This is a genomic window from Klenkia terrae (genome assembly GCF_037083865.1).
GTDB classification, from domain to species: Bacteria; Actinomycetota; Actinomycetes; order Mycobacteriales; family Geodermatophilaceae; genus Klenkia; species Klenkia terrae.
This window is the reverse complement of sequence record NZ_JBAPLV010000002.1, coordinates 70,077-88,877: the sequence shown is the minus strand read 5'-3', so window position 1 is coordinate 88,877 and position 18,801 is coordinate 70,077. Positions and strand designations below refer to the sequence as shown.

The 18,801-nt window shown below is 72.8% G+C and carries 23 protein-coding genes; all 23 read left to right on the top strand.

What is annotated here, in order from left to right; genetic code table 11:
- Positions 1-16 precede the first annotated feature (16 nt).
- The 23 genes from flgB to UXQ13_RS02330 all read left to right on the top strand — a co-directional run bounded on the left by flgB (position 17) and on the right by UXQ13_RS02330 (position 18,793).
- On the top strand, positions 17-370 hold the full coding sequence (gene flgB, locus UXQ13_RS02440) for a flagellar basal body rod protein FlgB (protein WP_336391756.1): 354 nt from the start codon (positions 17-19) through the stop codon (positions 368-370).
- The gene (locus UXQ13_RS02435) at positions 367-774 is read left to right on the top strand and encodes a flagellar basal body rod protein FlgC (RefSeq protein WP_225232813.1); all 408 of its coding nucleotides are present in this window, start codon (positions 367-369) and stop codon (positions 772-774) included. Before flgB ends, UXQ13_RS02435 begins: the two co-directional genes overlap by 4 nt.
- Positions 771-1,181, top strand: a complete 411-nt coding sequence (gene fliE, locus UXQ13_RS02430) for a flagellar hook-basal body complex protein FliE (protein WP_225232814.1) — start codon at positions 771-773, stop codon at positions 1,179-1,181. Before UXQ13_RS02435 ends, fliE begins: the two co-directional genes overlap by 4 nt.
- Positions 1,181-2,752 (top strand): flagellar basal-body MS-ring/collar protein FliF, encoded by a 1,572-nt coding sequence (fliF, locus tag UXQ13_RS02425; RefSeq protein ID WP_225232815.1) that lies wholly within the window; start codon positions 1,181-1,183, stop codon positions 2,750-2,752. The genes fliE and fliF overlap by 1 nt, the downstream gene beginning before the upstream one ends.
- A complete protein-coding gene (gene fliG / locus UXQ13_RS02420; protein ID WP_225232816.1) occupies positions 2,749-3,831 on the top strand; it encodes a flagellar motor switch protein FliG in 1,083 nt (360 codons plus the stop codon). The genes fliF and fliG overlap by 4 nt, the downstream gene beginning before the upstream one ends.
- Entirely contained in the window at positions 3,809-4,648 is an 840-nt protein-coding gene (locus tag UXQ13_RS02415) for a FliH/SctL family protein (RefSeq protein ID WP_336391755.1), read from the top strand. Before fliG ends, UXQ13_RS02415 begins: the two co-directional genes overlap by 23 nt.
- Positions 4,645-5,964: a FliI/YscN family ATPase gene (locus UXQ13_RS02410; RefSeq protein WP_225232818.1), complete on the top strand. Its 1,320-nt coding sequence runs from the start codon at positions 4,645-4,647 to the stop codon at positions 5,962-5,964. Before UXQ13_RS02415 ends, UXQ13_RS02410 begins: the two co-directional genes overlap by 4 nt.
- Positions 5,961-6,416 carry a flagellar export protein FliJ gene (locus UXQ13_RS02405; RefSeq protein ID WP_225232819.1) on the top strand — a complete coding sequence of 152 codons (456 nt, stop codon included), beginning with the start codon at positions 5,961-5,963 and terminating at the stop codon, positions 6,414-6,416. The genes UXQ13_RS02410 and UXQ13_RS02405 overlap by 4 nt, the downstream gene beginning before the upstream one ends.
- On the top strand, positions 6,404-7,363 hold the full coding sequence (locus UXQ13_RS02400) for an NlpC/P60 family protein (protein WP_263639358.1): 960 nt from the start codon (positions 6,404-6,406) through the stop codon (positions 7,361-7,363). Before UXQ13_RS02405 ends, UXQ13_RS02400 begins: the two co-directional genes overlap by 13 nt.
- On the top strand, positions 7,360-9,030 hold the full coding sequence (locus tag UXQ13_RS02395; RefSeq protein WP_336391754.1) for a flagellar hook-length control protein FliK: 1,671 nt from the start codon (positions 7,360-7,362) through the stop codon (positions 9,028-9,030). The genes UXQ13_RS02400 and UXQ13_RS02395 overlap by 4 nt, the downstream gene beginning before the upstream one ends.
- Before the next feature lie 12 nt (positions 9,031-9,042).
- Positions 9,043-9,468: a flagellar hook assembly protein FlgD gene (locus UXQ13_RS02390; RefSeq protein ID WP_336391753.1), complete on the top strand. Its 426-nt coding sequence runs from the start codon at positions 9,043-9,045 to the stop codon at positions 9,466-9,468.
- 36 nt (positions 9,469-9,504) lie between these two features.
- On the top strand, positions 9,505-10,776 hold the full coding sequence (locus tag UXQ13_RS02385) for a flagellar hook protein FlgE (RefSeq protein ID WP_336391752.1): 1,272 nt from the start codon (positions 9,505-9,507) through the stop codon (positions 10,774-10,776).
- A 125-nt stretch (positions 10,777-10,901) separates the two neighbouring features.
- Entirely contained in the window at positions 10,902-11,213 is a 312-nt protein-coding gene (locus tag UXQ13_RS02380) for a flagellar FlbD family protein (protein WP_225232821.1), read from the top strand.
- A gap of 1 nt (position 11,214) precedes the next feature.
- Positions 11,215-11,994 carry a motility protein A gene (locus tag UXQ13_RS02375; protein WP_225232822.1) on the top strand — a complete coding sequence of 260 codons (780 nt, stop codon included), beginning with the start codon at positions 11,215-11,217 and terminating at the stop codon, positions 11,992-11,994.
- Positions 11,991-12,947: an OmpA/MotB family protein gene (locus tag UXQ13_RS02370; RefSeq protein ID WP_336391751.1), complete on the top strand. Its 957-nt coding sequence runs from the start codon at positions 11,991-11,993 to the stop codon at positions 12,945-12,947. The genes UXQ13_RS02375 and UXQ13_RS02370 overlap by 4 nt, the downstream gene beginning before the upstream one ends.
- On the top strand, positions 12,944-13,453 hold the full coding sequence (locus tag UXQ13_RS02365; protein ID WP_225232824.1) for a flagellar basal body-associated FliL family protein: 510 nt from the start codon (positions 12,944-12,946) through the stop codon (positions 13,451-13,453). Before UXQ13_RS02370 ends, UXQ13_RS02365 begins: the two co-directional genes overlap by 4 nt.
- A gap of 47 nt (positions 13,454-13,500) precedes the next feature.
- Positions 13,501-14,469, top strand: a complete 969-nt coding sequence (locus UXQ13_RS02360; protein ID WP_225232825.1) for a flagellar motor switch protein FliM — start codon at positions 13,501-13,503, stop codon at positions 14,467-14,469.
- Positions 14,466-15,203, top strand: coding sequence for a flagellar motor switch protein FliN (fliN, locus tag UXQ13_RS02355; RefSeq protein WP_225232826.1), 738 nt, complete (start codon positions 14,466-14,468; stop codon positions 15,201-15,203). The genes UXQ13_RS02360 and fliN overlap by 4 nt, the downstream gene beginning before the upstream one ends.
- The gene (locus UXQ13_RS02350) at positions 15,200-15,733 is read left to right on the top strand and encodes a FliO/MopB family protein (protein ID WP_225232827.1); all 534 of its coding nucleotides are present in this window, start codon (positions 15,200-15,202) and stop codon (positions 15,731-15,733) included. Before fliN ends, UXQ13_RS02350 begins: the two co-directional genes overlap by 4 nt.
- Positions 15,733-16,557: a flagellar type III secretion system pore protein FliP gene (gene fliP, locus UXQ13_RS02345; protein WP_225232828.1), complete on the top strand. Its 825-nt coding sequence runs from the start codon at positions 15,733-15,735 to the stop codon at positions 16,555-16,557. Before UXQ13_RS02350 ends, fliP begins: the two co-directional genes overlap by 1 nt.
- On the top strand, positions 16,557-16,832 hold the full coding sequence (fliQ, locus tag UXQ13_RS02340) for a flagellar biosynthesis protein FliQ (protein ID WP_225232829.1): 276 nt from the start codon (positions 16,557-16,559) through the stop codon (positions 16,830-16,832). The genes fliP and fliQ overlap by 1 nt, the downstream gene beginning before the upstream one ends.
- A gap of 4 nt (positions 16,833-16,836) precedes the next feature.
- Positions 16,837-17,601 carry a flagellar biosynthetic protein FliR gene (gene fliR, locus UXQ13_RS02335; RefSeq protein WP_225232830.1) on the top strand — a complete coding sequence of 255 codons (765 nt, stop codon included), beginning with the start codon at positions 16,837-16,839 and terminating at the stop codon, positions 17,599-17,601.
- 4 nt (positions 17,602-17,605) lie between these two features.
- Complete coding sequence (locus UXQ13_RS02330; RefSeq protein WP_225232831.1) at positions 17,606-18,793, top strand: EscU/YscU/HrcU family type III secretion system export apparatus switch protein; 1,188 nt, start codon at positions 17,606-17,608, stop codon at positions 18,791-18,793.
- Positions 18,794-18,801: the final 8 nt, after the last annotated feature.

The following is an 18,801-nucleotide window of genomic DNA, read 5'->3' as shown; positions in this document are numbered from 1 at the left end:
AGCGGACGGTCGTCCGGTGATCGGCATCTCCGACACCACCATGACCACGCTGCACGCGGCCCTGACCGGGCTCGCCCAGCGCCAGCGGGTCAGCAACGACAACATCGCCAACATCAACACCCCCGGGTTCCTGGCCGGCCGGACGGACTTCGAGTCCTCCCTCCGCACCCAGGTCGCCGACGGCGACACCCCCGCGATCACGGGAGGCTCGGTCAGCCGGTCCCTGGCGGCGACCCGGACCGACGGCAACAACGTCGACCTGGACTCCGAGACCGTCATCGCGACCGAGACCGGCCTGCGCTACCAGCTGGCCCTCCAGGCCCTCAACGGCAAGTACGACCTGCTGAGCTCGGCGATGAGGACCCAGTGAGTGCTTTCGACGCCCTCCGCATCGCGGGGTCGGGCATGACGCTGCACCGCAAGTACCTGGACGCGGTCTCGGACAACATCGCCAACATCAACACCGCCGCCGCCCCCGACCAGGAGGCGTTCAAGGAGCGGTTCATCGTCGCCCAGGCCGTGGACTACGGCTCGGGCACCGGCGGGGTGCGAGTGGCCGGTGCGGCCTTCGGCAGCAGCGAGGGCAAGCTCGTCTACTCCCCCGACAACCCGCTCGCCGACGAGGGCGGCTACGTCCGGATGCCCGACATCGACCTCGGCACCCAGATGACCAACCTGCTCATCGCCCAGCGCGGTTACCAGGCCAACATCAGCGCGATCTCGCGTGCCACCGACGCCTACAACGCGGCCCTCTCCCTCGGGAAGAACCTGTGACCCTCAGCCCGCTCGCGATGACCACCGGGTACGGAACCGGTGTCACCTCCGGCTACTACAACAACGGCGCCAGCAACAGCGTGCCGCCCTCGGACATCAGCGGCATGCTCACCAGCGGCCTCGGGTCCATCGGGTCCACCGGCACCACGGGCACCGCGGCGACCCAGGTCCCGACGACGGCCGACGGCAGCTCCTTCGCCGACATCCTGACCCAGTCCATCGGGCAGCTGCAGGGTCTGCAGGGCACCGCGGACACCTACGCGAAGCAGGCCGCCACCGGTGACCTGCAGAACGTGCACGACTACATGATCGCGGCCAACGAGGCCAAGCTCGCCACGACCGCCGTCGTGACCATCAAGAACAAGGCCGTGGAGGCCTTCAACGACATCATGCGGATGCCGGTCTGATGCCCGCAGCCCTGGCCGGTCAGCTCGACCGGGTGCGCACCACGCTGGCCACGATGACCTTCCAGCAGAAGGCGCTCGCCGGCGTCCTGGTGCTCGGTCTCGCCCTCGGCTCCTTCTTCTTCGTGCGCTGGGTGACCACGCCGACCTACGAGCCGCTGTTCTCCAACCTGTCCTCGACCGACGCCGCAGCGATCACCGAGGAGCTCACCGCCGAGGGCGTGACCTACGAGCTGCAGGGCGCCGACACGATCCTGGTGCCCAAGGAGCAGGTCTACAGCCTGCGCCTGGCCATCGCCGGCAAGGGCCTCACGCCCAGCGCCGGCAGCGACAGCGGGTACGCGCTGCTCGACGAGCAGGGCATCACCACCAGCGAGTTCGAGCAGCAGACCACCTACCAGCGGGCGCTCGAGGGCGAGCTCAACAACACCCTCGAGTCGATCAACGGGGTGAAGACCGCCTCGGTGCACATCGCGATGCCCAAGGACGAGGTCTTCGTGACCGACACCAGCGACCCGACCGCGGCCGTCCTCCTGGAGCTGACCCCGGGCACCGAGCTGTCGGGCGAGCAGGTGACCTCGGTGGTCAACCTGGTCTCCAGCAGCATCAGCGGGATGCAGCCCTCCGGGGTCACGGTCACCGACCAGAACGGCACGCAGCTGTCCGCCGGGACCGGCGGGGCCAGCACCGGTAGCCAGGCCGACGACACCGCCACCTTCCAGACCACCCTGCAGGCCAACGCGCAGCGGCTGCTGGACCAGGTGCTCGGCGCGGGCAACGCGATCGTCACCGTCGCCGCGACGATGAACTTCGACCAGAGCCAGAGCACCGCGACGACCTACACCTACCCCACCGAGATCCCGGCGTTGTCGGAGTCCAGCCAGACCGAGACCTACACCGGGTCCGGCGGCGGCGCGGCCGGCGTCCTGGGCACCGACGGCACCACCGGTGCGACCACCGGCGGCGGGGACGGGTCCTACAACAAGGACAACACCACCACCAACAACCCGGTCAACACCGAGGTCACGAACACCATCGCGGCCCCGGGACAGGTCGAGCGGCTCACCGTGGCCGTGGCCGTCAACTCGGCCGACGGCAGCGCCGTCCCCAACGGGACCATCCAGGACCTGGTCAGCCAGGCCGTCTCGCTCGACCCGGCCCGCGGCGACCAGATCACCGTCGCCTCCATGGCCTTCAACACCAGCGCCGCGGAGGCCGCCCAGGCCGGTCTCGCCGCCGCCGACGCGGCAGCGGCCAGCGAGCGGATGTGGTCGCTGGCCAAGACCGGCGCGATCGTGGGCGGCCTGCTGCTCCTCGTCGTCCTGGTGTGGCTGCGCAACCGCAAGAAGAAGGGCGACCTGGACGACTACGAGGAGTACGACGCCGACCTGGACGACGTCGACGCCCTCCAGATCCCCAGCACCCGGGACGCCCGTCACGACCTGCGGACCTCGGACGCGATCGAGGCCCTCGAGCGGCAGCGGCTGCGCGGTGAGATCACCACCATGATCGAGGCTCAGCCCGACCAGGTGGCCTCCACCCTGCGCGGTTGGCTGGCCGAGAGCCGCACATGAGCCTGGTCAGCGTCGAGCAGATGGTGGGCCTGGAGCCCGGGGGCGACCCCGACCGGGCTCCCGTCCGCCTGCCCCGGCGCGACATGTCCGGCCTGCGCAAGGCCGCGCTCTTCCTCGCCCAGATGTCCCGCGAGGAGGCCGGCGCCGTCATGGCCCAGCTCACCCCGGACGAGATCGACGCGCTCACCGGCGAGCTCATGCGGCTCAAGGACGTCGCCCCCGACGACGTCCAGGACGTGCTGTACGAGTTCCACGAGCGGATGATCAACCCGCCGGCGCTGGGCGCGGGCGGCATCGACTTCGCGCGCCAGGCCCTCACCGCCGGCCTGGGCGACGCCGAGGCCGAGGCCGTCCTCGGCCGGCTGCAGACCATCTACGTCGACCCGCCGTTCACCAGCCTCCGCAACGCCGACACCCGGCAGCTCCTGTCCTTCCTCCGGGAGGAGCACCCGCAGATCATCGCGCTGGTGCTCGCGCACCTGCCGGCCGCGCAGGCCGCGGAGCTGATGAGCCGGCTGCTGCCCGAGCGGCAGGCCGACGTGGCGCTGCGGATCGCCATGATGGACCGCACCTCCCCCGAGGTGGTCCGTCTGGTCGAGGACGAGATCAGCCGTCGCATGGGCTCCCTGCTGGCCAGCGCCGAGCTGACCTCCGCGGGCGGCGTCGAGACCCTGGTCGAGATCATCAACCGCGCCTCCCGGCCGACCGAGAAGTCGATCCTGGAGTCGCTGGCCACCACCGACCCGGACCTCGCCGAGCGCGTGCGCTCGCAGATGTTCCTCTTCGAGGACATCGTCGTCGTCGACGACCGCTCCATGCAGCTGGTGCTGCGGGAGGTCGCCGCCGCCGACCTGGCCTCCGCGCTCAAGGGCGTGCGGGACGACGTCCGCGACAAGGTCATGCGCAACCTCTCCGAGCGCGCCGCGCTCGACCTGCAGGACGAGATCGAGCTGCTCGGCCCGGTCCGCGCAGCCGCCGTCGGCGAGGCGCAGGCCCGGGTGGTCGCGGTCCTCCGCACCATGGAGGAGTCCGGTCAGATCACGATCGACAGAGGGGGTGACGACGATCTCATCGCCTGAGGGAGCCGTGCTGCGCGGGGAGTCCACCGCCCGCGCCGTGGCCTGGGACCGCACCGCGGGACCGGGCCGGCCGGGCCGCGTCCTGCCGCCGCCGGTGGAGCGGCCCGTGCTGTCCCGCACCGACCCCGACGGGTCGTCGGCGGTCCTGCGGGCCGGCGAGGCCTCGGTCGCCGTGCCGCACGTCGCCGAGCGGCGCAGCGGTGCGCGGATCGGCCGGCGGGCCGGCGACGTGCCCGCGCCGCGGCTGGAGGACGTCTACGCCGACGAGCTGCACCGGCTGCGCGAGCAGGCCCGGACCGACGGGTGGGCCGCCGGGCACGCCGAGGGGCTGGCCGTCGCCGCGGACGCGGTCGCCCGGGTCGAGGCCGAGGCGGCGCAGCGGCTGGCGCAGACCCAGCAGCGCTGGGAGGCCCGGATCGCCTCGACCGTCGCCGCGCTCACCGCGGCCTGCGCCCAGGTCGACGCCGCGCCCCCGCTGGGCGGCGAGACCTTCGACCAGCTCGTGCTCGGCGCCACCCTGACCCTGGTCGAGGAGGTGTTCGCCCGGGAGCTCGCGGTCAGCGCGCAGCCCGGCACCGACGCCCTCCACCGCGCCCTGGCGCTGAGCCCCGAGGACGGACCGACCGTGGTGCGGCTGAACCCCGACGACCTGCAGCGCATCCCGGCGCCCGTCCTGGCCGGCCTGCCGGCGTCGGTCCGCCTGCTGGCCGACCCCCGGGTCGAGCCGGCCGGGGCCGTCGCCGAGACCGGCGTCTGCCGGGTGGACGCCCAGCTGGGCCCGGCGCTCGCGCGGGTCACCGAGGTGCTGCGCTCGTGAGCGTCGCCGACGTCGTCGCCCGCGCCCGCACCGCGGCCCGTCCGCTGTGCACCGGCACGGTCACCGGCGCCATGGGCCTGACCATCTCCGTCGAGGGCGTCACCGCCGCGGTGGGCGACATCGTGGAGATCGGCGGCGACCCCGCGGCCCGGACCGAGCCGCTGCGCGCGGAGGTCGTCGCGCTGCACCGCGACCGGTTGACCTGCATGCCCCTCGGCGAGGTCGCCGGGGTGCACGTCGGCTCCCGGGTGCGCCCCACCGGCGCCCCCCTGCAGGTGCCGGTCGGCGAGGCCCTCCTCGGCCGGGTGCTCGACGGGCTGGGCCGACCGGTGGACGGCGGTCCCCCGCTGGCCGGCCGGGCCCGCTGGGTCGACCTGGCCACCCAGACCCCGCACGCGCTCACCCGCACCCGCGTGCAGGACCCGCTGTCCTTCGGCGTCCGCGCCCTGGACACCCTGGTCCCGGCCGGGCGCGGGCAGCGGCTGGGCATCTTCGCCGGGTCCGGCGTCGGCAAGTCCACGCTGCTGGCCCAGATCACCCGGGGCACCGACGCCGACGTCCGGGTCATCGGGCTGATCGGCGAGCGTGGCCGCGAGGTCCGGGAGTTCCTGGAGGAGAACCTCGGCGCCGAGGGCATGGCCAACACCGTGGTGGTGGTGGCCACCTCCGACGAGCCGCCGCTGGTGCGGTTGCGCGCCGCGTTCGTGGCCACCCGGATCGCCGAGGACTTCCGTGACTCCGGCCGCGACGTCCTGCTGCTGATGGACTCGATCACCCGCACCGCCATGGCCCAGCGCGAGGTCGGCCTGTCCGCCGGGGAGCCCCCGGCCACCCGCGGGTACCCGCCCAGCGTCTTCGCGATGATGCCCAAGCTGCTGGAGAAGGCGGGCACCGGCACGGTCGGCTCCATCACCGGGCTGTACACCGTGCTGGTCGAGGGCGACGACCACAACGAGCCGATCGCCGACACCGCCCGGTCGATCCTGGACGGCCACGTCGTGCTCACCCGGCAGATGGCGACCGCCGGGCACTTCCCGGCGATCGACGTGCTGGAGTCGATCTCGCGCGTCGCCTCCGCGGTGACCCCTCCGCACCGGATGGCCGACGCCCGCGAGGCACGCCGGCTGCTCGGCGCCCTGCGGGACGCCCGCGAGCTCATCGAGATCGGCGCGTACACCGCCGGCAGCGACCCGCTCGTGGACCGCGCCCGCGTGCTGGAGCCCCAGCTCACCGGCTTCCTGCGCCAGTCCGTGGAGGACAGCACCTCGCCCGACGAGGCCTGGGCCCAGCTGCACCGCATCGTGTCGGGCACGTGAGCCGCAGCTCCTCGTTCCGCCTGCAGTCGGTGCTCGAGCTGCGGCGCGCCCAGGAGCGCGCCGCGGGGGTCGCGGCCGCCGAGGCCGCCCGCGCGGCGGCCCGGCACGAGCAGCAGGCCGCCGACGTCGCCCGCGCGCTGGGCACCGCGGCGGTTCCCCAGCACCTGGACGGCGCCGCCTTCGTGGCGACCATGGTCGGGTTGTCCGCCCTGGCCGCCGATGAGGTGGGTGCACGGGCGACCGCCCGGGCCACCGCCGAGCAGGCCGCGGCGGTGCGCGCCGCCTGGACGTCCGCGGCCCAGGCCACCAAGGCCCTGGAGCGGCTGGCCGAGCGGCACCGCCTGGCGACCGTCCGCGCGGAGCTGGCGGCCGAGGAGCGCGCGGTCGACGACATCGTCACCGGGCGGTACCGACCCCGCACCGACGGAGAGGAGGGCACGTGGAGGGACTGACCGCGGTCCAGAACCGGATCGCCGAGATCCAGAGCCGCATGGCCTCCTTCGCCGCCGGTGGACCCAACGCCGCCTGGCTGTCCGCGGCGTCGGCCGCCGGGCTGACCGGCCCTACCGCGGCGACCGCCACCACGGGCACCAGCAGCACCGCCGCCGGGCCCACCGCCGAGACCGCGGTCGTGGACGCGGCCACCAACTACCTCGGGGTGCCCTACCTCTGGGGCGGGACCGACCCGACGAAGGGCCTGGACTGCTCCGGGTTCACCCAGCGGGTCTTCGCCGACGTGGGCATCACCATCCCCCGGACGTCGAGCCAGCAGGCGACCGCGGGCACCGCCGTCCCCAGCCTGGCCGACGCCCGTCCCGGCGACCTCGTGTTCTTCGACTACACCTCGTCCCGCCCCGGCATCGACCACGTGGGCGTCTACCTGGGGAACGGAAAGATGATCTCCTCGCCGCAGGAGGGTGACGTCGTCAAGGTGCAGGACGTCGGCACCCCCACCGTCATCCGTCGTGTGCTGCCGACCGCCGCACCGGCCGCACCGACCGCGAGTCCCTCGGCGCTGTCCGGGGTGCCCTACAGCGACCTGTTCACCGCGGCCGCCGCGAAGTACGACGTCCCGGCCTCCCTGCTCGCCGGGGTGGCCAAGGTGGAGTCCGGCTTCGACTCCACCGCGGTCAGCCCCGCCGGCGCCCAGGGCCTCATGCAGTTCATGCCGGCCACCGCCGCCGGCCTCGGCGTCCGCCCGATGGACCCCGCCTCCGCCATCGACGGCGCGGCCAAGTACCTCAGCCAGCTCACCGCCCGCTTCGGCTCCACCGACCTGGCGCTGGCCGCCTACAACGCCGGGCCCGGCGCGGTCGCCTCGGCCGGCGGCATCCCGCCCTACCCGGAGACGCAGAACTACGTCCGCAAGGTCACCGCGGCCGCGGCGGCGTACGCATGACCGCCGCCCTCGGCCCGTCCACCGCGCCGGTCACGGCCGGCCCGACCGGGTCGGCGCCCGTGGGCGACCCCGCGTCCGGCGCCGCCTTCGCCGGTCTCCTGCAGGGCGAGGTCACCGCGCAGCGCGGTCCCGCCGGCGACGCCGACGCCCGGCCCGATGCGTCCGCCGGGGACCCGGACGACGCCGCCACCCCCGACACGGCTGCCGCGCCCACGCTGGTCCCCCCGGCCTGGTTCCTGCTCGCCGTGCAGCCGTCGGTGACCGCCACGCCGGCCCCGGTCGTCGAGGCCACCCCGACCGCAGGCCTCGCCGCCGTCCCGGCCACGGTGCTCCCGTCGGGTGCGGCGGTGCCTTTCCCGACGCTCCCGGGCGACGGGACGGCGACGTCGACCGCCGGGTTCCCGTCCCTGGACGCCACCCCCGTGGTGGCCGGCGGCGCGCCGGTGCCCGCAGCGCAGCAGCAGGTGGCCGCCGGTGCGGCCCTCCCCGCTGCGCCCACCAGCGGCTCGGCCGACGCAGCCGTCGGCGTCCCGGCAGCACCGGAGGCAGCCCTGCCGCCCACGGCCGTGCCGCTCGGCACCACGCCGCTCACCACCACGCCGCTCAGCACCGCTCCGCCCACCGCCTCGCCGGCCGCCGCGCTGCGCGCCGCCGGTCCGCCGCCTCCCGCGCCGACCGTCACCACCGGCCCGGCGACTGCCGACGCCGCTCTGCCCACCACCGGCACGACGGTCACCACCGGCGTCGTCACCTCCATCGGACCGGCCGCAGCGGTCACCGCGGCCACCGGTCTGCCCACCACCGGCCGGCCCCTCCCCGGGATCCCGACCTCCGGCGACCCCGCGCCCGAGGTCGCCGGCCCCGCAGCGGCACCGGTCGACGGTGCGCCGGTCCCGGCGGCCCCCGACCCCGCGGCGGACTCCCCCGTGGCTCTGCTCCCGGGCCAGGGCCTCCCCGCCGCCCAGCCGCCGGGAGACCGGGGACCGGCGAACGGTGACGGCGACGTCGACGCAGCCGCGGTGACCCCGGGCACCGCAGGCCTCGCCGCCGCACCGGCCGTGGGTGACCGGCCCGCGCCCGAGCAGGTCGACCTCTTGACCGCGGCTCCCGCGGTCGAGACCCGGGCCGACGCCGGCGCCCCCGTCGGCGTGACCACCCCGCCGGTGCCCGCGACCGTCGCCGCGACGGCCGCCACCCCCGCCACCCCGGGGCCGGCCCCCGCCGACCCACCGGTCGCCGCCCAGCTGACCCCGCAGCTGCTGGCCCTGGCCAGCGACGGGGGGTCGCACTCGGTGACGATCGTGCTGGCCCCGGAGTCCCTCGGCGAGGTGCACCTGCAGCTCACGGTGACCGGGGACCAGGTCTCGCTGGCCATGTCCGCCGGCCAGGACGGCAGCCGCGGTGTGCTCGCCGACGCGATCCCCGAGCTGCGCCGGGACCTGGCCGCGGCCGGGCTCACGCTGACCGACGCCCAGGTCTCGACCGGCCAGGGTGGCCAGGCCGGCTCGGGCTGGTCGCAGGCCGGTGACCAGCGGTCGGCGCCCACCACCCGGTGGGGACAGGTACCGACCGGGACCGCGACTGCCGATGAGGACAGCAGCACCACCAGTACCACCCGCACCAACCGCGGCGGAGCGGCGTCACCCGGCGTCGACGTCCGCGTCTGAGGAGGAGAAGCCATGGCCGTCGTCGGCAGCACCGGGAGCGTGACCTCCCTCGCGGGCGCGCAGAGCGCGGCCAGCACCTCCGTCGGCGGCACCGGGATGGACAAGGACACCTTCCTCAAGCTCCTGGTCGCCCAGATGAAGTACCAGGACCCGTCGGCCCCGACCGACTCCAGCGCGTTCGTGACCCAGACGGCCACCTACTCCCAGGTGGAGGCGCTGCAGAAGCTGACCGACCAGAACGCCTCGATGCTCGCCATGCAGCGGGCCTCGAGCGCCGGCGCCCTGGTCGGCAAGACCGCCACCTACCTGGGCGAGGACGGCGTCGCCCGGACCGGCGCGGTCGCCTCCGTGATCCTCGCGACCGACTCCACCGAGGCCACCGCCGTGATCGGCGGTCAGTCCATCCCGGTCGGCCGCATCACCGCGTTCACCGCCTGACCTCCCCGACCCGCCCTCCCCGACCCAGGAGTCCCCGTGCTGCGTTCCATGTTCTCGGCCATCTCCGGCCTGCGCGCCCACCAGACCAAGATGGACACCGTCGCGAACAACATCGCGAACGTGAACACCGTCGGGTTCAAGACCCAGAACACCGTCTTCGAGACCACCCTCACCCAGGTGCTGCGCAGCGGCCGCGGCCCGGACGCCACCGAGGGCGGCACCAACCCGGCCCAGGTCGGCCTCGGCGTGAAGCTCGCCGCGATCACCACCGACTTCGGGCAGGGCAAGACCCAGAACACCGGCCGCGCGCTGGACTTCATGATCCAGGGCGACGGGTTCTTCGTCACCGAGAACCAGGGGCAGCAGCTCTACACCCGCGCCGGTTCCTTCACCTTCGACGGCGCCGGCAAGCTGATCACCGCCGACGGCAACCGGGTGCAGGGATGGATGGCCGACGCGGCCGGCAAGATCGACACCGGCGGCACCCTGGAGGACCTGCAGGTGCAGTACGGCGCCGCATTGCCGCCCCGTGCGACGACCTCGGTCACCATGAGCCGAAACGTGATGATCGATGCCGCCGCCGTCAACGGCGCGGACACCAACGTCCGGGTCGCCAAGGCCACCGTCTACAACGCGGCCGGTGTCGAGCAGCGGCTCAACCTGACGTGGACCCAGAAGACCGTCAACAACACCAACGGCAACAGCACGTGGACCCTCAAGATCGCCAACGAAGACGGGACGACCACGCCGACGCCGGTCACCGCCGACGTCGCGTTCACTGCCGGCGGGGTTCCCACGTTCTCCAACCTGAGCGCCGGAACCACGGCCGGCAACAAGATGACGATCCCCGGCTGGGGCAACGCGGCCGGTGTCACCTTCGACTTCGGCCAGGTTACCGCTCAAGCCGCCGGGACGGCGATCTCGGCAGTCGACCAGGACGGCTTCACCGCCGGCAGCCTCTCGAGCTTCGCGCTCGCCGAGGACGGGACGATCACCGGCGTCTACACCAACAACGAGCGACGGGCGATCGGCAAGCTGGCGCTGGCCACCTTCGACAACCCGTCCGGCCTGATCAACATGGGCAACACCAGCTACGCCATCGGCGACAACTCCGGCGTCGCGCTCATCGGCGCGGCCGGCACCGGGTCGCTGGGCACGCTCACCTCCGGCGCCCTGGAGATGAGCAACGTGGACCTCTCCGAGGAGTTCACCGGGCTGATCATCGCCCAGCGAGGCTTCCAGGCGAACAGCAAGGTCATCACGGCCTCGGACGAGCTGCTGCAGGACCTGGTCAACCTCAAGCGCTGACCGGCGTCCAGCACGTAGACGGCCCGGTCATCCCGAAGGGGTGACCGGGCCGTCCCGCTTCAGAGATCGGTCGGACGCGCCGACAACACCACTGCGCCACCCACGACGACGACTCGGAGCAACCGGTGATCTGCCTGACCCGCCTGAACGGGGAGCCCTTCGCGCTCAACCCCGATCTGATCGAGCGGGTCGAGGCACACCCCGACACCGTCATCTCGCTCAACGACAACGTCCGCTTCCTGGTCCGCGAGAGCCTGCAGGAGGTCCTGGTCGCCATCCGCGACTGCCGGGCCGACGTGCTGGCCACCGCCTACGCCATGGACCGCGGCACCCACCCCCGCCCGCTGGTCACCGTCGTCCCCGACGACACCGACTGCGACCCCACCGGGGACGGCGACCACGCCGTCCTGCCCTTCCCCCACCGCGAGGAGCGCTGACATGGATCCGGCAACCCTGATCGGCGTCGGCATCGCGCTGGTCGCCATCCTGGCCTCGATGATCATGGAGGGCTCGTCCCCCCTGGCCATCCTCCTGCTCCCGCCGATCATCCTGGTCTTCGCGGGCACGTTCGGCGCAGCCGTGGCCGGCTTGACGATGCCCGACGTCAAGAAGATCGGCGGCTGGATGAAGCAGGGCTTCATGCCCGCCGCCGTCCCGCCCGCCGCCGAGAAGATCCAGATCCTGGTCACCCTCGCCGAGAAGGCCCGCAAGGAGGGCCTGCTGGCCCTGGAGGGCCCGATCAAGGAGATCCAGGACCCCTTCCTGCAGCGCGGTCTGCAGATGGCCGTCGACGGCACCGACCCCGAGGACCTCCGCACCGTGCTCGAGGCCGAGATCTCGGCCAAGAAGGCCGAGGACAAGGTAGCGGCCAAGTTCTTCACCGCCATGGGCGGCTATGCACCCACCATCGGCATCATCGGCACGGTCATCGGGCTCATCCACGTGCTGGAGAACCTCAACCAGCCCGACAAGCTCGGGGAACTGATCGCCGCCGCCTTCGTCGCCACGCTCTGGGGTGTGCTGTCGGCCAACGTCCTGTGGCTGCCCGCCGGTGCCAAGATCGTGCGCACCAGCGACCTGCAGGCTGCCCAGATGAAGCTGCTCGTCGAGGGCATCTCGGAGATCCAGGCCGGCACCAGCCCGCGCACCGTCCGGCAGAAGCTCACCTCCCTCGTGCCGCCCAGCGAGGCGGCCGCCATGGCCAAGGCCGCCGCATGAGCGGGCACGACACCGGCAAGAAGGGCCGGCGTCGGCACGAGGAGCACGAGGAGGAGGAGCACGAGAACCACGAACGGTGGCTGGTGTCCTTCGCCGACATGATGACCCTGCTGACCGCGGTCTTCATCGTCCTGTACTCCATCAGCCAGGTCGACCAGCTCAAGTTCGCCGCGTTCGCCGAGGGCCTGTCCACCAGCTTCGGTGCACCCACCTCGATCCTGGACGACGGCTCGGTCACCACCCAGCCCAGCGTGCTCGACGAGCTCAACTCCCCGATGCAGATCGACAACCGGACCGACCCCACGCAGACCGTCGACCCGGAGACCCAGGCCACGGCGGACGCCGCCGCGGCGGCCGCGCAGTCGGCGCAGACCCAGGCCGAGGCCCAGGCCCAGTTCGACCAGCTCGCCGCGGCCCAGGCCGCGATCACCGCCGCGCTCACCGCCGCCGGTGACGCCCAGGCCGCGACCTTCCAGATCACCGAGGACGGGCTGGTCGTGCACATCGTGGCCGACCAGGTGCTCTTCGGCGCCGAGCAGGCCGACCTGCGCGGGGAGGGCAAGGCCGTGCTCGACGCGCTCGCCCCGACCCTGGCCGCGCTGCCCAACGACCTCAAGGTCGAGGGGCACACCAACTCCCTGCCGGTCACCCCCGGTGGCCGGTACCCCTCCAACTGGGAGCTCTCGACGGCCCGCGCCACCACCGTGCTGCGGTACCTGATCGAGACCGACGGGCTGGACCAGAACCGGATGCAGGCGGCCGGCTTCGCCGCCACCCGCCCCCTGCTGCCCGACGCCGACCCGGCCTCGGTGTCGGTCAACCGCCGGGTGGACGTCGTCGTCCTCTCCACCGCCTCCGCCGAGGCCAGCTCCCTCCTCCCCGGGCTCGCCTCCCAGGCAGCCGCCCCGTCCACCACCGCACCCACCGCCGGAACCCAGGAGAGCACCCCGTGACCGCACCCACGAAGGAGCGGCCGGTCGCGGCCGCCGACACCAAGGGCAAGAAGTCCAAGGGCGCCAAGGACGTCGCCGAGGACGGGGAGGTGGCGAAGGGCGGCAAGCTCAAGCTGATCATCATCGCCGTCGTCGCGCTGCTCGCGATCGGCGCCGGGCTCTACTTCTTCGTCTTCTCCGGCTCCGGCGAGGAGGCCGAGCCCGCCCCGGTGGCCGGCATCGTCCTCCCGCTGGACTCGGTGACGGTCAACCTGGCCGGCGCGGGCTACCTGAAGATCGGGGTCAGCCTGCAGCTGACCGAGGAGGCCGGCGAGGAGGCCCCCGACGGCTCGCGGGCCACCGACATCATCATCGACATGTTCTCCGAGGCCCAGCCCACGGACGTGACCGGCAACCGCGACGCGATGAAGGCCGAGCTCGAGCAGCGGATCGAGGAGGCCTACAACACCGAGGAGGCCGGTGACCTGGTCATGGGCATCTACTACACGGAGTACGTGACGCAGTAACGCCTGCGGCGGTCAGGGTCCCCACCCTGACCGCCGATGAAGGGTTCGTGACCCTCGCCGACGCCGCTCCCGCACCCCGCGGGGCGGCGTTGCTGGCGTCCAGGCGGCGTCGCGGCGAGCCCCGGAGCTACGACTTCCGGCGGCCCACCAAGCTCTCCCGCGACCACGTCCGGGTGCTGCAGAACCTGCTGGAGTCCTTCGCCCGGCAGACCGCCAACAACCTCACCCAGGTGCTGCGCACCGAGGTCAAGGTGGAGCTCGGCGGCATCGACCAGTTCGCCTACGACGACTACATCGCGCACCTGGACAACCCGGTGTTCATGTCGGTGATCAGCTTCGAGCCGCTCCAGGGCCGGGGGCTGATGACCTGGTCGCTGGACGTCGCGATGGCGATGATCGACCAGCTGCTGGGTGGGTCCGGCGCCGCCGACCAGCCCCAGCGCCCCATGACGGGCATGGAGACCCGCCTCACCCGCTACCCGGTCGAGCGGGTGCTGCACGAGCTCGCCCTGGCCCTGCGGCCGGTCATCCGGGTCGACTTCGGCCTCGAGGGCTTCGAGTACCAGCCGCAGCTGGTCCAGCTCGCCGTCGGCAGCGAGACCGTCGTCGTCAGCTCGTTCACCCTGACCCTCGGGGACCGCGAGACCGAGGCGACGATCATGATCCCGTTCGCCCCGTTCGCCACCGCGCTGCACGACGCGACCTCCCCGCAGCTGTCCGCGCAGGCACTGCGCGAGCGCAAGCAGGCCACCGAAGCGCTGTCCGAGCGCCTGGGCGCCGTGCCGGTCGAGGTCAACGCCCGCTTCCGGCCGATCAAGGTGCCCAGCGCCGACCTGCTCAGCCTCGCCGTCGGCGACGTCCTCCTGCTCCGGCACCCCCGGGACAGCCCCCTCGAGGTCACCACCAACGACGTCGTCTTCGCCCACGCCGTCGCCAGCAACCACCGCCGTCGGCTGGCCGCCGAGATCGTCGCCACCCCAGCCGGACACACCAGCACTGCGAGGGACCCTCAGTGAGCACCGACGACGCCGCCACCATCTCCACCGCCGTGGTCTCGGCCGCCCAGGCCGCCGGGGCACTGCTGCCCTCGACCTCTCCGCTGACCTGCGGGTCCCCGGTCGACGACCCGGACATCGCACCGCTGCCCGGGGACTCCCCCGCGGCCATCACCGCCCGGCTGTCCGGCGAGGTCAGCGGGGACGTCGTGCTCGTCGTCGCCGGCTCCGTCGTCGAGGCGCTGGCCAACTCCCCGGTCGGCAAGCTCGACGTCGCCGCGGCCATGCGACCCGCCCTGGAGGCCGCGGCCGCCGTGCTGGGCCGGGTCACGGTCACCAGCGAGCGGATGGAGGAGCCCGAGGCGGCCCTCGACGGGCTGCGCGACAAGGGCGTGTTCCTCGCCGTCCCGCTGCTGGCCGGCGGCGAGCACCAGGCCACCCTCGCCCTGCAGGTCACCCTGCCCCGGCCCAGCGCCGGGACGCAGCGCGGCAGCCTGGAGCTGCTGCGCAACGTGGCCATGGAGGTGACGGTCGAGATCGGCCGCACCCGGATGACCGTGCAGGAACTGCTCTCGCTCTACCCCGGCGAGATCGTCGAGCTCGACCGCGCGGCCAGCGCGCCGGCCGACCTGCTCGTCAACGGCACGCTGATCGCCCGCGGGGAGGTGGTCGTGGTCGACGAGGAGTTCGGGCTGCGGATCACCGAGGTGGTCACCGACGCCGCGGCCGCCGAGCTGGGCCAGGCGTCGGCATGACCTGGATGATCATCCGGCTGATCCTGACGCTGGCCTTCGTCGCCGGCGTCCTGTGGTTCGCCGCCCGGGTGGCCAAGAAGCGCGGCCTGGGCGGTGGCAGCTCGCTGATCGAGGTCGTCGCCCGCCAGCGGATGGGCCGGAGCAGCACGGTCGCCGTGCTCCGGGTCGCCGACCGCGTGCTGGTGGTCGGCACCACCGAGGAGCACGTGACGCTGCTGGCCGAGATGGACGGCGAGGTCGTCGAGGAGATGCTCGCCGAGGCCGAGGAGGAGCGCATCGCGCAGTCCGCCGCCCGCCGGGCCGCGCTGACCGCCCGCCGTCCGGTCGCCGTGCTGGAAGCGTCCGACGACGACGCCCCCACCACGCAGATCGCGCTCCCCCGCCTCCCCGGTGTCCCCGGTGCCCGGCGCCCCCGGAAGGCCCCCTCGGTCACCCGGCACGGCAGCGGTCTGGTGGCCGGGTCGGTGTTCGACCGCGCCGCGTGGACCCAGGTCGTCGAGGGCCTGCGCGAGAAGACGGTGCGCCGCTGATGCCTGCGCTCCTCACGGAGCGCGCCGGCCGTTGGACCACCCGGGTGGGGGTGGTCACCGCCGCGGGCGCGACCCTCCTGGTCCTGCTGGCCTCCGCCGCCCTCGCGGTGGACGACCCCACGGCGCCCACGGCGCCGGTGGCCCCGACCGTCCCCACCGGCGGGCTGGACATCAACATCGGCGGCAACAGCCCCTCCAGCGCGATCACCCTGATCCTGGCGATCACGGTGCTGTCGATCGCCCCGTCGCTGCTGCTGCTGGTGACCTCGTTCACCAAGATCGTCGTGGTGCTGTCGCTGACCCGCAACGCACTGGGTCTGCAGAACTCCCCGCCCAACCAGGTGCTCACCGGGCTGGCGTTCTTCCTCACGCTGTTCGTGATGGGCCCGGTGATCGCCGACATCAACAACCTCGCCATCCAGCCCTACCTGGACGGGCAGCTGTCGGTCGGCCAGGCCTACGACGTCGGGGTCGAACCGCTCAAGGACTTCCTGCTGGCCAACACCCGCGGGGACGAGCTCAAGCTCATGGTCGGGCTGTCGGGCGAGACCATGCCCGCCGACCCCTCGTCGGTGACGATGCTGACCCTCGTCCCGGCGTTCGTGCTCAGCGAGCTCAAGAGCGCCTTCATCATCGGGCTGGTCGTCTTCATCCCGTTCCTGGTGCTCGACATGCTGGTCAGCGCCGCGCTGATGGCGATGGGCATGATGATGGTGCCGCCGGTGATCGTGTCGCTGCCGTTCAAGCTGCTGCTGTTCGTCGTCGTCGACGGCTGGGCGCTCATCACCACCGCGCTGGTGGGCTCCTACGGGAGCTACGGGTAGTGAGCGACGCCCAGATCACCGACCTCGCGGTGCAGACGATGATCGTGGCGGCGAAGGTCTCCGCCCCGATCCTGCTGACCGCGCTGCTGGTCGGCTTCGCGATCTCGCTGTTCCAGGCGGCGACCCAGATCCAGGAGCAGACCCTCTCCTTCGTGCCCAAGCTCGTCGCGGTCGCGGTCGCGCTGGTGCTGACCGGCAACTGGGTGCTGTCGGAGCTGGTCTCGTTCACCCAGCACCTCTTCGAGACCCTGCCGGCGCTGCTCGGCCGGAGCTGACCGCGTGGACCTCGACATCCCCGAGGCCACGCTCGCGGCCCTGCTGCTGGCCACCGCCCGCACCGCCGGGTTCGTGCTGGTGGCCCCGCCGTTCAACTCCAAGGCGATCCCCGCACCGGTCAAGGGCGCAATGTCGGTCGCCCTGGCGCTGGTGGTGCTGACCCAGGTCGAGGCCCAGCTCGGCGACCTGTCCACGGGTTACCTGGTGGTCACCGCGCTGACCGAGGTGGTCATCGGGGTGGCGCTGGGCTTCGTCGTCCAGCTGTTCTTCAGCGCCGTCCAGCTGGCCGGCGACATCCTGGACGTCACCGGTGGCTTCTCCCTGCAGCCGGCCTACGACCCGCTGTCGATGAGCACCACGTCCACGATCGGCCGGTTGCAGAACCTGCTGGCCACCGCGCTGCTGTTCACCAGCGGCGGGCACCTGATGCTGGTCCGGGGCCTGTTCACCTCCTACGAGGGGCTCCCGCTGGGCGCCGTGCTGCCCGGCGACCAGATCGGGGAGACCGTCGTGCACGCCATGTCGACCATGTTCCTGGCCGCGGTCCAGATCGCCGGCCCGCTGGTCGCCGTCCTGCTGCTGGCCGACGTCGCGCTCGGCCTGGTCTCGCGGGCCTCGCCGCAGATGAACATCTTCGCCCTGGGGTTCCCGGTCAAGATCATGCTGACCATGGTCATGCTGGGTCTGACCTTCCCGCTGCTGCCCACCGCCCTGGACTCCCTCCTGGAGACCGCCACCCGGGCGATGCTCGCCCTCGAGGCCGGCTGACGCCGTGGCCAAGGACGGTCCGGGCGGTGAGAAGACAGAGAAACCGACACCGCAGCGCCTGAAGAAGGCGCGCAAGGACGGCCAGATCCCGCGCACGCAGGAGCTGGGCACCTGGCTGGGCGCGGTGGCGGCGAGCTTCCTGCTGCCGGCGATGGTCGGCAGCTCCTACGACGGCGCGAAGGCGCTGTTCCTGCAGATCGGGGAGGTGGCCCGGCAGCCGGCGATCTCCTCGATCGACCTGCTGCTCGGGCAGGCGCTGTCCACGTTCCTCACCGCTGCGCTGCCGCTGGCCGCCGGCGTGATGGTGGTGGGCGTGCTGTCCTCGGCAGCGCAGGGCGGCGTCGTGTTCGCCAGCAAGCCGCTGAAGCCGACCGCCGCCAAGCTCAACCCGTTCCCCGGCCTCAAGCGCATGTTCGGCGGCCAGGGTCTCTGGGAGACGGTCAAGGCGCTGATCAAGACCATCGCCATCGGCGTGGCGATCATGTTCACCGTCGACGACGCGAAGTCCCTGGTCGCCTCGTCGGGCTCGATGCCGCTGGGCACGGTGGCCGCGGTCTTCACCGACTCCGCGCTCCTGATGCTGCGGGTGGCCGCCATGACCGGCCTGGTGCTCGCCGTGGCCGACTACATGGTCGTGAAGATGCAGAGCACGAAGAAGCTCAAGATGAGCCTCTACGAGATCAAGCAGGAGAACAAGCAGCAGGAGGGCGACCCGCACGTCAAGGGCCACCGCCGCGCGGTTGCCCTCGCCCAGGCCCGCAACCGCATGATGACCGACGTGCAGACCGCCGACGTGCTGCTCACCAACCCCACCCACGTGGCCGTCGCGCTGAAGTACTCCGCCTCCTTCGGCGCCCCCCGCGTGGTGGCCAAGGGATCCGGCGAGGTGGCCCGCCGGCTGCGCGAGGTGGCCGCCGAGCACGGCGTGCCCCAGGTCCGGGACATCCCGCTGGCCCGCGCGCTGCACGGCAGCTGCGACATCGGCCAGGAGATCCCGCCGCAGCTGTTCACCGCCGTCGCCCGGGTGCTGGCCTTCGTCATGCAGCTGGGCTTCAAGGGCATCACGGGCGGTGTCCACCAGCCCGGCTTCACCCCGCCGGACACCACCGGGCTGCCGGTCGCCGGCCGGCGCCGGGCCGAGCCGGTCTCCACCGGGGGCACCGGCGGCGTGGACGGCGTCGGCGGGGTCTGACGCCTTCC